General features: G+C 43.0%; 14 protein-coding genes and 1 pseudogene. 7 read left to right on the top strand and 8 right to left on the bottom strand.

Annotation, left to right across the window (positions count from 1 at the left end; genetic code table 11):
• Positions 1-209, bottom strand: a pseudogene (locus R7M72_RS14620) (hypothetical protein); the annotation flags it as partial.
• Between the two features lie 991 nt (positions 210-1,200).
• On the opposite strand from R7M72_RS14620, the gene R7M72_RS14615 reads away from it, so the two are divergent.
• Entirely contained in the window at positions 1,201-2,595 is a 1,395-nt protein-coding gene (locus R7M72_RS14615; protein WP_053303747.1) for a BspA family leucine-rich repeat surface protein, read from the top strand.
• A 241-nt stretch (positions 2,596-2,836) separates the two neighbouring features.
• Here the strand turns inward: R7M72_RS14615 and R7M72_RS14610 are convergent, their stop codons facing one another.
• Positions 2,837-3,082 (bottom strand): hypothetical protein, encoded by a 246-nt coding sequence (locus R7M72_RS14610; protein ID WP_005375556.1) that lies wholly within the window; start codon positions 3,080-3,082, stop codon positions 2,837-2,839.
• Positions 3,083-3,122: 40 nt separating this feature from the next.
• Entirely contained in the window at positions 3,123-3,338 is a 216-nt protein-coding gene (locus R7M72_RS14605) for a DUF3820 family protein (protein WP_005375557.1), read from the bottom strand.
• Between the two features lie 143 nt (positions 3,339-3,481).
• Here R7M72_RS14605 and R7M72_RS14600 point away from each other — a divergent pair, with 143 nt between their 5' ends.
• Positions 3,482-3,790 (top strand): cysteine-rich CWC family protein, encoded by a 309-nt coding sequence (locus R7M72_RS14600; protein ID WP_171342533.1) that lies wholly within the window; start codon positions 3,482-3,484, stop codon positions 3,788-3,790.
• Between the two features lie 38 nt (positions 3,791-3,828).
• Here the strand turns inward: R7M72_RS14600 and R7M72_RS14595 are convergent, their stop codons facing one another.
• The gene (locus R7M72_RS14595) at positions 3,829-4,173 is read right to left on the bottom strand and encodes a HopJ type III effector protein (protein WP_213872391.1); all 345 of its coding nucleotides are present in this window, start codon (positions 4,171-4,173) and stop codon (positions 3,829-3,831) included.
• A gap of 199 nt (positions 4,174-4,372) precedes the next feature.
• Between R7M72_RS14595 and R7M72_RS14590 the strand changes: the two genes are divergently transcribed.
• Positions 4,373-6,142: a choice-of-anchor I family protein gene (locus R7M72_RS14590; protein ID WP_315957216.1), complete on the top strand. Its 1,770-nt coding sequence runs from the start codon at positions 4,373-4,375 to the stop codon at positions 6,140-6,142.
• Positions 6,143-6,213: 71 nt separating this feature from the next.
• Here R7M72_RS14590 and R7M72_RS14585 read toward each other — a convergent pair whose 3' ends face one another.
• Together R7M72_RS14585 and phhA are read right to left on the bottom strand one after the other, a co-directional pair.
• Positions 6,214-6,552, bottom strand: coding sequence for a 4a-hydroxytetrahydrobiopterin dehydratase (locus tag R7M72_RS14585; RefSeq protein ID WP_005375563.1), 339 nt, complete (start codon positions 6,550-6,552; stop codon positions 6,214-6,216).
• A complete protein-coding gene (gene phhA / locus R7M72_RS14580; protein ID WP_005375564.1) occupies positions 6,542-7,336 on the bottom strand; it encodes a phenylalanine 4-monooxygenase in 795 nt (264 codons plus the stop codon). Before phhA ends, R7M72_RS14585 begins: the two co-directional genes overlap by 11 nt.
• A gap of 222 nt (positions 7,337-7,558) precedes the next feature.
• On the opposite strand from phhA, the gene R7M72_RS14575 reads away from it, so the two are divergent.
• Entirely contained in the window at positions 7,559-9,532 is a 1,974-nt protein-coding gene (locus R7M72_RS14575) for an acetoacetate--CoA ligase (RefSeq protein ID WP_270007140.1), read from the top strand.
• A 148-nt stretch (positions 9,533-9,680) separates the two neighbouring features.
• Here R7M72_RS14575 and R7M72_RS14570 read toward each other — a convergent pair whose 3' ends face one another.
• Entirely contained in the window at positions 9,681-10,256 is a 576-nt protein-coding gene (locus tag R7M72_RS14570; protein ID WP_315957217.1) for a class I SAM-dependent methyltransferase, read from the bottom strand.
• Between the two features lie 171 nt (positions 10,257-10,427).
• Here R7M72_RS14570 and R7M72_RS14565 point away from each other — a divergent pair, with 171 nt between their 5' ends.
• Together R7M72_RS14565 and R7M72_RS14560 are read left to right on the top strand one after the other, a co-directional pair.
• Entirely contained in the window at positions 10,428-11,306 is an 879-nt protein-coding gene (locus R7M72_RS14565) for a LysR family transcriptional regulator (protein ID WP_005375568.1), read from the top strand.
• Between the two features lie 176 nt (positions 11,307-11,482).
• The gene (locus R7M72_RS14560) at positions 11,483-12,376 is read left to right on the top strand and encodes a cation diffusion facilitator family transporter (RefSeq protein ID WP_054577127.1); all 894 of its coding nucleotides are present in this window, start codon (positions 11,483-11,485) and stop codon (positions 12,374-12,376) included.
• Between the two features lie 151 nt (positions 12,377-12,527).
• Here the strand turns inward: R7M72_RS14560 and yddG are convergent, their stop codons facing one another.
• Positions 12,528-13,430, bottom strand: coding sequence for an aromatic amino acid DMT transporter YddG (yddG, locus tag R7M72_RS14555; RefSeq protein ID WP_005389394.1), 903 nt, complete (start codon positions 13,428-13,430; stop codon positions 12,528-12,530).
• Positions 13,431-13,550: 120 nt separating this feature from the next.
• On the opposite strand from yddG, the gene R7M72_RS14550 reads away from it, so the two are divergent.
• Positions 13,551-13,700, top strand: coding sequence for a hypothetical protein (locus tag R7M72_RS14550; protein WP_017634379.1), 150 nt, complete (start codon positions 13,551-13,553; stop codon positions 13,698-13,700).
• The last annotated feature ends 7 nt before the right edge of the window (positions 13,701-13,707 follow it).

The raw sequence follows: 13,707 nt of genomic DNA, 5'->3' as shown, positions 1-13,707 counted from the left end.
AGGCGTTTTTAAACCTTGAGAGATTTGACCTAATCCAGCCTCTTGTCTATCTCTAAGAACCCTCTCTCTAATTTCTGTCCTTCGCTTTTCATCGCTCGCGGTATACCTCAACTCTTCCCTCTTCCTGCGCTCTCGACGTTGGCGAGCTACTCGTTCTCTAGTTGTTTCTTGTCTTTCTTTTTGGGCTACGGAGCGGATTCATATCTCATGGGAGTCGGTTTTACTGATAAATAAAAAGGATAATAACAATATTTTCAGTTATTTATCATCCTCAAAAAGATTACCTGATGATTTAACCAGTTAAATAGACAATTTGACAGACCAAACAGGCACAATGAAGGCTCAATAGTGTTGGGTTACATTCTATCGGATAACTTTTCGTAGGGTAAAATGAACGACACAGATCTTCTAGAGTGTTTGGTCTAGCGAGTTTTGGGGCACTTTTGCGTTAGAAGTTGCCCACGGTAAAATTTCTGGACAAAAGCGTTTTAGTTCACATGCTCCGCCTGACGTTACTTAATTTTGGCCTATAAAAAATTTTTATTCATTGCAAATGAATGAGCAATGACAATCATTCAGTTTTCCCTTAAAGCCAACCACACCAATATCTAGATCACTGATTTCTTAGCTTGCCACTGCTAGCGTGTGTGTTTCTTGATGTAAAACAGGAAATAACACACATGGCACTACCCACGCTCACCGAGGATAAAGGCAAAGCTTGACTCTTCAAGGTCATTACCTAAATACCAGAGCTAAATGCTTGTCTAATGAGGTTATTCTTGGATAGTGGAATGACAACACTAGAGATATATCGCATCCAAGTTCGTGATATTGTGAAGAAGAATGGACAGTTAACAAAATTCTTTGCGGTTAAAAGATGGTGAGCATCCTAGCATACTAATCGGTAGAAGCACTTTTGCAGTATGACTGGAACATAATGACGTGAACGTACCAATCATTCATTTGATGATTGGGGATAAGTCATTAGAAACAACATTGAGGCTAATATAAACAGATACTGTAAGTATGTTAGCCATTGCTGATATGGAGTTTAAAAATAAAACATATGCTGAACAGTTGTGTTGTAGTGGTCAACTAAAATTTAGAGGGGCACCTTGTATATGGAAAGCTTCGTCTGTTTTTTATAGTAGAATAGACATAATATACAACAGGTTAAGTTTTATTGAATAAGGGAAGATAATGCAGAAGTTACAGCCAATTCTTTTGATAGGATTATTTTTACTGGCAGGCTGCGAAAAAGAAGCTACCCCAACACATCCGCTTATGCGGCAAGAATTGGTTGAAATGATCAAAGCAGGTAGAGATGTAACTCAGGTAGATGTTTCTAAAATTAAAGATATGAGTAGACTTTTTGCTCATAGGCATACATTTAACCAAGATATCTCTAGATGGGATGTTAGTAACGTTACTAACATGTCCTATATGTTTCATGATGCTAAAGCGTTTAATCAGGATATCTCTGGATGGGATGTTAGTAACGTTACCAATATGACCAATATGTTTAGCCATACTCATTCTTTCAACCAGAACATATCGGGGTGGAATGTTAGTAATGTGACGGATATGACAGCCATGTTCTTTGCGGCTAGGACCTTTAATCAGGACTTGAGTGCTTGGAATGTCTTGAATGTGGCCAACTATATGACTTTCAATTACGATGATGATGAAATGACTTCAGCGCTGACGGATGAGCATAGACCCAAATTTCTTCCAATGAAGGTTACTGTCGATGATATTAAGGCGATGCTCTACTTCAAGGAGGATATATCAAACGTTGATACTTCTGAAATAACAGATATGAGTAAGCTTTTTTATGAAATGCATTCCTTTAACCAGGATATTTCTAATTGGGATGTTAGTAATGTAACCAACATGGCGGGAATGTTTTGGAAAGCAGACTCTTTTAATCAAGACCTATCAAAATGGAATGTCTCCAATGTGACCAATATGAGAACTATGTTCGGTGGTGCTAGCTCTTTTAACCAAGATATTTCAAACTGGAACGTTGGCAAGGTTGAGGATATGAATGGAATGTTTGCTAAGGCAAAGTCTTTCGATCAGGATATCTCAAGCTGGAATGTAAGCAAAGTCAAGACTATGGAAGGTATGTTTGCTAATGCTGTATCATTCGATCATAGCATAAATCTCTGGGATGTAAGTAATGTTGAAAATATGTCCTACATGTTTTATCTGGCGAGAAAATTCAACCAAGACTTATCAGAATGGGATACAACTAGTGTACGATATATGTCGTATATGTTTCATGGAGCGAGTAAATTTAATGGAGATATCTCATCTTGGAACACGGGTTCTGTGCACTACATGAAAGGTATGTTTTATCAAGCAGAGAATTTTAATCAAGACATCTCCAACTGGGATGTTACTGGAGTGAATAGTACTTATATTATGTTCTACGGAGCCAAATCTTTTAATCAGGACATAAGCAATTGGGATATAAGAAATATTAACTCAATGTGGGGAATGCTTCATGGTACAGAGTCCTTCTCTTATGATTTATCCGATTGGGCTCTTGATTCTATTTTATACGCAGATCCTGAAGAATCTACTCTTTAATCCTTTCTCTAGATTTCCTATAGTTAAATCACTCATAAAGCATGTACATTTGCGTGGATACTTATTTCTCTTAATAAGCGTTCTCAATTGTAAACGGTATAATCTAATTGGGACACACACCAAAAGGATACAGTGATAGCACTGAATGGGGCCAAAAAGAGTCAGCCTAACGGTCTGGCTCTTTTGAATGAAAAAATAGTCTGGTGGGAGAACTTGTAAGGCTGTGGCAGGTTACACTCACTTACTCCTTAGGCAGGTGACCAGTTTCCTTCGCAAGCTTTTGCATCGCCTCGGCAAACGTTGTTGTCCCGCCTTTAGCTTTAACCTGTATTACCTTATATCCCAACTTTTCCAACGCTTGGCGCTCTGCCAAAACAGCTTTGTCATTGTGTTGGCTACCTTGAGCTGGCTGATGAATGTAACATCCCTCTAGTTTACCATCTTCGACCAATTGGTGATGTTTCAGTGCATCGATATCAAAATTCATAATAAGTCTTTTCATTAAGAGTGGGAGTTTCTGTGGCTAGTTACATACGCTTCAAAGGCTTCACGACACTATCTAAGCCTTCAATTTTGAGCGCTAAACATAGCTTGAGCAAATCTCCTAGCTCGCCGCTTGGCCAGCCCTTTTTATCAAACCACAGTAAGTATTCTTCAGGCAGGTCGATTAACACTCGCCCTGCATATTTCCCAAATGGCATTTGCATTCTAGCGAGTTTAATGAGGTTTTCTTTTTCTAACATAAGTGACAGAGAGTTAAGGTAACTCGCCCAAGGGTAACACTGGTTCTCCCTCCTCACCAGCAAATCGCAGTCACGTTTATTTTGGCGGCCTTGACTCGCTTTGTGCTAGAGTACGCGGCATAAAAAATGAGAACGAGAAAGCAATGAAGTCACCTTGTCGAGCAGCATGTAAAAATAACGCCGGAATATGCTCTGGTTGTCACCGGACGATGGATGAAATCATCCAATGGAAAGACAAAACCGATCTCCAACGAGATGTGATTATCGAACAAATCGCAGGAGAAGATTCAACGCACAGTTGTCCTGAGTGCGGGACTCAAGCCCATTGTGATATCGCCGCAGGCAAAGAGACATGCTGGTGCTTTACTATTGAAACCCGTGATTTACCCAAGCCAAGCGCCAACCAACTGTGTTTGTGCCGAAAATGTCTAGAAAAAAAGCCAGTCGCGTAATACGACTGGCTTACTGATCATCGTTTTCTGACTGGTGTTTATTTAGCGGTTAAAGCGGACGCTTCAAACTTAATGCCTTCCCACCCTGTCACCATAAAATTACGAATATTCTGGTGATCGCTGTTCTCTGGATGCTGCAATACATCTTCACGATAAAAACGGCCAAAGCAGGCTAGCGTCGCTTCTTTGTCGAGGTTGTTTAGCAAACCGAAAGCGAAGATCTTACACGAACCGTTGTTCTCGCCTGCATTGTTTTGTGTCCCACCATTTACAAAAGCGGTTGGCTCAAACGTATAGTTATCTTCGATCACCGCCATCGTTGCTTCAAATTCGACCTGCTCTGGTGACGCTGCCAATAAATCTAAAAACGATTTTAATTCCATTATTCCTCTATCCCTACTTCATCATATTGATGACACATTAGTTTCATAAAAAGCCAATATAAGAGTCATCAATCATACATATATTCAGAGCCTTACCAAATCAAACGTCATTCAGCGCTCTATCATTCCAGTTGCGGAAATGGACAGCAGCATAAAACCCGTGCTGATTGACAACCTATCGGATTGATAAGGAGATATCATGATCACCCCTTTAAAGGCAATCGGTGTACTCGCATTGTCATCACTTGCCATCGCGTGTTCATCACAACCCGAAGATACCGTGGCTTCATTCGCTACACAATGCAAACCTACCACTGCCCCCGTTACTGGGGAAACGTCAATTCAAGGTTTAACGTTTATCGGAACATCCGTTGCTGATGCTCCATTCGACACATCGGCAGCTGAAATCGTCAGTTATGACGCTTGTACGGATAAGCTCTATGTGGTTAATGCTCAAGCAAAACGTGTCGATGTAATGTCTATGGATGACAACGGCGTACCAACGCAAAGCGCATTCATCGATCTCAACAGCGCTGGCGAAGCAGCGGGCATTGAAATTGGCGCAGCAAACAGTGTCGCTGTATTCAATGGTTTGGTAGCAGTTGCGATTGAAAACAGTAATAAACAAGCGAATGGTATTGTTGGCTTGTACCGCTCCGACGATTTGTCATTAGTCATGACGTTTCCAACAGGCGCATTGCCAGACATGGTTGGCTTCTCAAAAGATGGCCGATACATCGCAACCGCTAATGAAGGAGAACCAAACAGCGATTACAGCATTGACCCTGAAGGTAGTATCACTTTGATCGATCTGAGCCTTGGTGTTACTCAAGCAGAAGTGACACAAATTGGCTTTAACGAATTTGATGGTTCACGAAAAGCAGAGCTCCCAATGAATGTGCGTATTTCGGGGCCAAACGCCACCGTCGCACAAGATCTAGAGCCTGAATACCTCACTTTTGCAGATAACGGTAAAATCTATGTCGCGCTACAAGAAAATAACGCCATGGCAATCGTCAATCCAGAGAGCAAATCGGTAGAAAAAATTGTTGGCTTAGGTGAGAAGTCTTGGTCGGGCGCTAAACTCGATGCATCCAACAAAGACAAAATCATTGGGAACTTGAAAAGCTACCCACAACTGGTTGGCTTATTTATGCCTGACACTATCGACAGCTACTCAGTGAATGGGAGTACTTACATCGTATCTGCAAATGAAGGCGACGGGCGTGAGTACGGATTCACAACCACTCAAGAACTGTGCGACAAAGCTGGCTTTATGTGGGATGAAGACGATTACCTCGGTACAGATGAATATACATCTGAGCAAGGAACCTGTTTAAGCCATATTGATGAAGTGCGCGGTAAGAAGCTGAAAGTGGCAGCAGAACACCCATTGGCAGAGGCACTAAAAGACAACAAACAACTCGCGCGTTTAAAAGTGATTAAGCCGGAACAAACGCTTTCTGCACAAGAGAATGTTCAATCATTTGGCGCGCGTTCATTCTCGATTTGGGATGAAAACGGCAAGTTGGTTTTCGATAGTGGTGACGATTTCGCAACCATCGCATTAATGAATGAAGGTAAGAACTTCAACAGCACCAACGATAGCAATGACAGTGGGGATGACCGCAGTGACGACAAAGGCATTGAGCCAGAGGCAATTGAAGTAGCACAAATCAATGGTCGTCATTACGCGTTCATCGGCTTGGAGCGTCAAGGCGGCATCATGATTTATGACATCACAGACCCGAAACAAGCGCAGTTCCTGCATTACGTAAACCGTCGTGATTACAGCCAACCAGTTTGTACTGAAGTGGAAGATGGCGAATGCGCGAACGACACTTACAATCCAAAAGCAGGTGATTTAGGTCCAGAATCCATTAATTACTTTACCCGTAATGGTGGTCATTTTATCGCCGTTGGCAATGAGGTATCGGGCACGACATCCGTCTTCCGAATCAATCTATAAAGTAATGTAAAAGTCATTTAGAACCAAAACGCCCGACGTAAGCCGGGCGTTTTTTTGTATGAGGTAATGTCCTACTCTGCCGATGCTAGCGCGTCACACTTTGATGCGCAGATAAAATCGTTTTTATGCAGACCTTTGATAGAGTGACTCCACCACGTTACGGTAACCTTACCCCATTCCAACAAAATAGAAGGATGGTGGAACTCATCTTCTGCCAGTTCCGCGATTTTGTTACTGAAAGCCCATGCTTGTTTGAAGTTCTTAAATTTATACACCTTTTCTAGTTGAGGTATATCTTCTCTTTCAATGATCTGCCAATCAGACAATTGCAGAAGCAGAGACTGTTGTTCTTCTTTGCTTAGTGCAATTGCATCGATACTACAAGCTTCGCATTTTTGTTCATTCAACATGAGCAGGTTCCTTTGGTTCAAAAAGTGGAGGAAGCAGTCCAGCTTCAATCGCTAGATCGGCTTGTTTCAATAAATTTAACTGACTGATTTTAAAAAGTTGAGAAAAGTCGTCAATCACGTAGTACTTCGGTTGCATGATGTCGATACGATAAGGCGTTCTCAGCACAGTTTGTAATTCAAATGGGTCGCGAATTGCTGCATCACTCTCTAATGCGTAGAGGGTTTCGCCAGGAGATGAAAGAATACCACCACCGTAAATTTTGGTTTTGTCCCCTTCTTTCACTAAGCCAAACTCTACGGTAAACCAGTAGAGGCGAGCGAGATAGGCTCTTTGTTTTGGGGTAGCGGCTTGCCCTAGTTGACCATAATGCTCGGTAAATGCAGCAAAGTCTGGGTTGGTTAACATCGCGCAATGACCAAATATTTCGTGGAAGAAATCTGGCTCCTGTAAGTAATCGAACTCATCTCTTGTACGCAAGAATGTGGCGACTGGAAAGCGCTTATTACCGAGTAGATTAAAAAATCGGTCGAAATCAATAAGCGCGGGAACGGGCTCCACTTGCCAACCTGTTGTCTCCATCAAGACACGATTAATTTCTGGTAACTGAGGAACGCGGTCTTGAGGTAAATCAAGCAGCGTCAAACCGTGTAAATAAGCCTCACAAGCTCTGTTTTGGATCACACCCATTTGTCGTGTTACCAAATCTCGCCAAATGGCGTCTTCTTCACGGCTCCATTCAACCCTGCCTTCCTGGTTTACGGGTTTAGAACGATACTGGGTCATGGCTCATCTCCATTAACAAATCCTTTACATTAAGCCTATCTGTAGTCTTAAGAGCTTCCAATCCCTGCGCGATTTTCTCAGCACTACCCCGATGTAACATATTGTTTACAATGCATCGTAACTGCATGATTTTTATGACACGATATAATATCTGGCTTGTTTGACTTTATCGTGTATTCCTCTCAAACTAAAACCTGTTATCACTTTGTTATAGAGGGACCTATGCGCGAGAGCAGCAAAGTATGGCAACCGAGCGAAAGTCGTATCGAAGAAGCCAACATTACACAGTTTATTGAACACATTAATCGACAAGGAAATACCCTTGAAAGCTTCGCTGATCTGCATCAATGGTCACTCGATCATGTAGAAAAATTTTGGCAGGAAGTTTGGCTATTCTGCGACGTCATTGGCACTCCGGGAGAGACCATAAAAGAGCGATCAGAAAGTCGCTGGCAGCAGCCTGTTGAAAATAGGGATATAAAATGGTTCCCAAACGCGCAAATTAACTACGCCGAAAATTTGCTAACCTACGCGTGTCACCAACCCGATGATCTCGCGATTTGGTTTGAAAATGAACGTGAAGAAAAACAGACCTACACCTGGAAACAATTGTGCGAAGAAGTTTCGAGTGTGCAGCAATGGTTGAAAGAATGTGGAATTAAGCAAGGTGATGTCGTCGCTGGTTATTTACCTCACCTACCTCAAACGGTGATAGCTATGCTAGCAACCACCAGTTTAGGGGCGACCTGGACTTCCACCTCACCTGATTTTGGCGTCGAAAGCGTTTTGGAGCGCTTTGGTCAAGTGAAACCCAAAATCCTGTTTACTTGTGATGGCTATACATTCAATGGCAAAACTTTCGATATGTCTGAGAAAAACCAGCATATTGCGGATCATCTTGATGGTCTTAAACAAGTTTGCCAAATTAGCTACCTTAAACCACACATTTTTGAATGCGATGTCTGCACCCAAGATTGGCAAAACGTCTTGAATCAATACACACCCGAAGCGCTGACTTTTACTCGTGTGAATTTTAACGATCCGCTATTTGTGCTCTATTCTTCAGGCACAACAGGCAAACCGAAATGCATCGTTCATTCCGTCGGCGGAACGGTGCTTAATCACTTGAAAGAGCATCAACTGCATTGCGATATTCAACCGAACGACCGAGTGTTTTACTACACAACCTGCGGCTGGATGATGTGGAACTGGCACGTTTCTTCACTCGCGAGCGGTGCATGTTTGGTGATTTTTGATGGTAGCCCTGTTTACCCCACTCATAATGTGCTCTGGGACCTCGCAGAACAAGCCGAAGTGACGCTATTTGGAACCTCAGCAAAATACCTAGAGGCGCTGGAAAAAGCATCTTTTTCTCCGCAGAAAAGTGATGCATTTTCAAGTCTGAAAACCATTTGTTCGACTGGCTCTGTTCTGTATCCAGAACAGTTTGATTATGTCTATCAGCACATTAAAGAAGATGTACACCTCGCCTCGATTTCTGGCGGAACAGACATTTGTGGCTGCTTTGTATTAGGCAACCCTATTTCTCCCGTTTATCGGGGAGAGTGCCAATCAGCAGGGTTAGGGGTCGATGTCCGAGTCTTTAACCCACAAGGTAATAGCGTAATGGGAGCGCGCGGTGAGTTGGTTTGTGCCAATTCATTACCCAACTTCCCTGCTGGCTTTTGGAACGACACCGGTGAGAGATATCATCGTGCTTACTGGGATAAATTCGACAATATTTGGCACCACGGCGATGATGTTGAACAGACCCGCGTTGGGGGATACGTATTTTATGGTCGAAGTGATACCACGTTGAATCCTGGTGGCGTAAGAATCGGCACGGCCGAAATCTATCAGCAAGTGAACTGTATAGACGGTATTCTAGATTCGATCGCAGTAGGAAAAGAAGTCGATCGCAACGAACAAATATGGCTGTTTGTCCAATTAGTCAAAGGGGTAGAGCTCAATGACGAGATGATCGCTTCCATCAAAGCACAGCTAAAGTCTGCATGTTCTCCAAGGCATGTACCTAGTGCAATTTACGCAATAAGCGATATACCTAAGACACGCTCAGGAAAGCTGGTCGAGTTAGCCGTTAAGCAAGTCGTTAACAACCGAAGCGTCGAAAATTTAGGCGCAATAGCCAACCCTGAAGTGCTGGAGGAGATACGCAGGATAGTCGTCTCAAAATAACCTCCGAAGACTAAGTTGTTCGAGTATGTCCTTGCCTGCACCACGACGCTTGTTTAGAGCAAGTGAAGTTACATATATCCTCAGCAGATAAGAAAAAAGCGAGCTTGTTAGCTCGCTTTTGTCATTTTTTGTTCTTTATTCAGCGGTATTAGTGACGACCAAGCCCCATTAATACCGACATTGTTTTACCATCAGATGTAATGTCAAAAACGTGTTGCGATTCAACTTCAGTAAAACCCGCTTCTTTCAGTGCACGCTCAGACTTCGCAAGGGTAAAACCGTCTTGTTCACATTCTGCAATCCAATCAAAATGAACAAAATAGCCGCCGTGGTTAAGTAGAGAATGCGAGATCGTTAATGACGCGTCTAAGTCTTCCACAAACGCTAAAACTGATGATGCAACCACCAAGTCGAACTGTCCACGAAAGGCCGGATGCTGAGCGACCAAGCCGCGAGATAATGCATCTACCACAGGTTCTACGTTGACGAGCTCTTTTTTATCGAGTTCCTCAATCATGGCTTCCGATGCGTCTAATGCTACGATGTCTTTAACCATCGGTGACAATCGTTGACTTAACTGCCCTGTTCCGCATCCAAAATCTAGTACTTTAATGCCATCAAGCTGAGTTAGCTGTTGTAACTGCTCAAACACCGACTGCGCAAATTGCTCTGTTGCTGGATTTGATTCCCAGTTTTTTGCTAAGCCGTCCCAATCTTGTGCCATCGTGGCCTCCATGTTCACTTTTTGTAACCCACATAGATTACCGCAAAACCGTTAAAAGACCATAGACTTATCTGGCGGATTCGCGTTTTTTTCGATAATCTTTCATGGCTTTGGGAGCGCATCTGCATAATACCCAAATTATTTGAATTCATTTATTGGTTGTGTCAAATCATGAACTTAACTCAAGTAGAAGCCTTCTGCACCATCGCTGAGTGTGGTTCTGTTTCTGAAGCGGCAAGGCAACTCGACTGCAATCGCACCAAACTCAGTATGTCGATTAAGGCATTAGAGAAAGATCTCGACGTTGAATTGTTTAACCGAACTGGCAACCAGCTCACCCTCTCTGAAGCTGGGAAAGCCATTTACAAAGATTGCGAACACCTACTTATCATCGCACAACGGGTCAGAAAGACCTGCGCTCAAATCTCGGAAGGGTTTAACGCGGAAGTTTGGGTAGCACGTGACGACTCCTTACCTGATGATCTCTGGCAAGAATTATCTCATACATTGAATAACCGCTTTCCTTCAACAACCTTCAACTTAATCTTGGCATCCAGTGGCGACTTAGCCAACTTGGTCAGTACCCACCAAGTAGATTTTGCTTTCGGCGTTGATTATGAGCGAGTAGACGATCCTCGTATCGTATATAACCCTTTAGGTAAGATACGTATGATGTCAGTATGCAGTGTAGAACACCGCCTAAGTAAGATGCGCCGTGTCTCAGACGAAGATCTACGTAGTCAGATGCAAGCACTAATGGTGTACCTAAATGAGAAAGACAACCCTGAACTGCAACCTTTCTCGACTCGATATATTGGTTTTTCGAGTTTTGACTACATGCTGAACACCATCTTAGAAGAAGACGCTTGGGGCGTGCTTCCTGAACCATTAATCCGCCATTACCTTCGTCAGCAGAAGCTCGCCGTTATCAAACACACATACGGCTTGACGCAAGAAGACTACTGTATGTTTTCACCTAACGGCCATACTGAGCATCCAGCAATGACGTGGTTAGCAGATAAATTGAGCGAGTATTTATTTGACTTCTAAACATTTTATCAGTGAGCGTCAATTTTACTGACACCAAGAAATCACAGTAAGCCATTGTTTTATAGGAATATAAATAAAAACGCAATTTTTTAGATTAGTTACTGGTCACTTTGTGGTTGCCTAAATTACCTTATGAGCGAAGAATAGTAAGGTATTAAAATTCAAAGGCATCTTTTATGTGTGACAGGACAAGCAAAAACGAAAACCGTATTCTAACCATTTCAGCCCTTTTGGCATCTGGGTTCGCTGCTGGTGGTATGGTACTTGGCTTGCTTGTAGGCTCAATTGTCATCGTGTTTGACGGTGTTTACTCTTTGGTCAGCTTACTGTTAACTTTATTGTCACTGGCCGCTTCTTACTATATTAACAAGCCTTCAAAATCTGTATTCCCATTTGGAAAAGCGGTCTTAGAACCAATCGTTATTGCGATAAAAGCAGCCGTCATTTTAGTGGTTGTAAGCTTCTCTCTCTACTCTGCGATATCAGCATTGATGTCTGGAGGTCGTGAGGTCGATGCTTCTATTGCGACCTTATTCGGCGTTGTGAATGTTATCGGCTGTGGTTACGCTTGGTGGTTTATGGCGAAACGCAGCCGCCGCTTCTCATCAGGCTTGATTGAAGCGGAGAAAAAACAGTGGCAAATGGATACTCTGCTAAGTGTGGCGGTGACCGTAGGATTTATCTCGGCTTGGGCTGTTTCACTAACGCCATTCTCTGAGTATGCGGTATATGCCGACCCCATGATGATGGTTTTAATGGGCTTTTACTTCCTCAAAGTACCGTTCGATATGCTAGTAGGTGCCTTACGTGAACTACTAATGATGGCACCAAGCAAAGAGCTGTGTCAGAGCGTTGGCAAAGATGTTCTTGAGATTGAAAAAGTAACTGAGCATCAATTGAAACTGGCTGGCGTAACGAAGGTTGGCCAAGAGCTACGAGTAAATGTGGACGTACATATTGATGACGACACATTGGAGCTTGATACACTAGAGCACACTCGTAAGCAGCTTATCAAGCGACTGTCGAAGCACAGATTCAAGCTTCAACTACACTTGAACGTCGCTTATTAGAGCGCCACCAAAGAGCCGTTAAAACTCAATAAAAAGCTCCCAATCTCGGGAGCTTTTTTAATTTTTTCGATTTAGTTGCTTCGTTTTCGAATACAGCTCGCAAGGGAGATCTGTTCGTTGCTCACTTAAATTCTCCGATCTCGTTGGTAACTTACCCAGCAGCTTCGCGCTTCTCTTTGGTGACTAACCAACACATCAGCGAACCCACCGTTACCATCACAACGCCCTGCCAAAAGCTATGGCTCAGAGTTACGCCAAGAATAATGGAAGAAAATAAAGCGGAAAAAATGGGTGTGAAGTAAGACAAGGTGGCGAGAAAAACCATATTGCCGCCAACGATCGCGATATTCCATAAACCATAACCACCAGCCATTAAAGCCGCAGAGGCCACTAAGTACCCCATCGCTTCCCAACTGAATGTCATTGGTGGCTCATCCGTAAACGCGTATTTGACCCAAAGCGAAACAGCTGTTGCAATAAAAAACAGGGTAATCGCATTATGTTTAGATTGCTGCCTTTGGGTTAAGTTGCAATAAAAAGCCCATATAACCGCGCCAGCGAAAGCCATAAAATACACCAGAGGGTTACTACTAACATTGGACATGATCTGAGTTATGGATAAGCCATTCTCACCGCTCACAGTCCAAGCAACCCCAACAAACGCCAGCGTAACTGCGGGATAAAGCAACCAGTTTGTTTTTTTATTGCTGCCAAGGACCGCAAATAAAACCGTCAGTGCGGGCCAAAGGTAATTGACAATCGACACCTCAATTGCCTGCGCGCGCGAGTTGGAATATCCCAAAGATAGAGCGAGAAATATTTCATAACAGACGAACATCGCACCACCAAGCGCAAGATACTTGGGAGAAAAGTAAGACAACTTTGGAATACCGACCACGATAAGAAGGAAAACAGAGCTAAGAGAGTACAACATGGCTGCCCCGCCTACAGGACCTAAACTCTCCGTAACCAACCTCGCGATGCCAAGCAGACAACTCCAAGAGAGAATCGCGATACAACCATAAAGTGTGAAACGAAATTGCACTGATTTCATGTGACCTACCACTCACGAATGCCAAAGGAAACGTCAGCTTAACTCAAAAATGATCAGGTTCAACGTACTGTTTTATAAAAATCAGTATAAAAATCATTCTATTAAGCCGTTGGAGTCGATATGAAACATTTTCTGCCCTCTAGTGTTATGCTTACACCCTTTGTTGTGCGCTACTATGATGAAGATGACAACGAGAGTGAAAACGTTAAAACACATTCGGAAACGCATGGTCTAGATAGCGAAGAGCAATCTAAGGAACGTTCAGAGTAAAGGAATC

Origin of the sequence: Vibrio sp. YT-18, from assembly GCF_033337345.1 — a bacterium.
GTDB lineage: Bacteria > Pseudomonadota > Gammaproteobacteria > Enterobacterales > Vibrionaceae > Vibrio > Vibrio alginolyticus.
Note: the sequence above shows the minus strand (reverse complement) of the source record. Positions and strands in the feature narration are given on the sequence as shown.

Coding starts and splice junctions, on each gene's coding strand:
- R7M72_RS14615 (WP_053303747.1), top strand. CDS start 1,201: ATGCAGAAGTTACAGCCAATTCTTTTGATAGGATTATTTTTACTGGCA.
- R7M72_RS14610 (WP_005375556.1), bottom strand. CDS start 3,082: ATGAATTTTGATATCGATGCACTGAAACATCACCAATTGGTCGAAGAT.
- R7M72_RS14605 (WP_005375557.1), bottom strand. CDS start 3,338: ATGTTAGAAAAAGAAAACCTCATTAAACTCGCTAGAATGCAAATGCCA.
- R7M72_RS14600 (WP_171342533.1), top strand. CDS start 3,482: ATGAAGTCACCTTGTCGAGCAGCATGTAAAAATAACGCCGGAATATGC.
- R7M72_RS14595 (WP_213872391.1), bottom strand. CDS start 4,173: ATGGAATTAAAATCGTTTTTAGATTTATTGGCAGCGTCACCAGAGCAG.
- R7M72_RS14590 (WP_315957216.1), top strand. CDS start 4,373: ATGATCACCCCTTTAAAGGCAATCGGTGTACTCGCATTGTCATCACTT.
- R7M72_RS14585 (WP_005375563.1), bottom strand. CDS start 6,552: ATGTTGAATGAACAAAAATGCGAAGCTTGTAGTATCGATGCAATTGCA.
- phhA (WP_005375564.1), bottom strand. CDS start 7,336: ATGACCCAGTATCGTTCTAAACCCGTAAACCAGGAAGGCAGGGTTGAA.
- R7M72_RS14575 (WP_270007140.1), top strand. CDS start 7,559: ATGCGCGAGAGCAGCAAAGTATGGCAACCGAGCGAAAGTCGTATCGAA.
- R7M72_RS14570 (WP_315957217.1), bottom strand. CDS start 10,256: ATGGCACAAGATTGGGACGGCTTAGCAAAAAACTGGGAATCAAATCCA.
- R7M72_RS14565 (WP_005375568.1), top strand. CDS start 10,428: ATGAACTTAACTCAAGTAGAAGCCTTCTGCACCATCGCTGAGTGTGGT.
- R7M72_RS14560 (WP_054577127.1), top strand. CDS start 11,483: ATGTGTGACAGGACAAGCAAAAACGAAAACCGTATTCTAACCATTTCA.
- yddG (WP_005389394.1), bottom strand. CDS start 13,430: ATGAAATCAGTGCAATTTCGTTTCACACTTTATGGTTGTATCGCGATT.
- R7M72_RS14550 (WP_017634379.1), top strand. CDS start 13,551: ATGAAACATTTTCTGCCCTCTAGTGTTATGCTTACACCCTTTGTTGTG.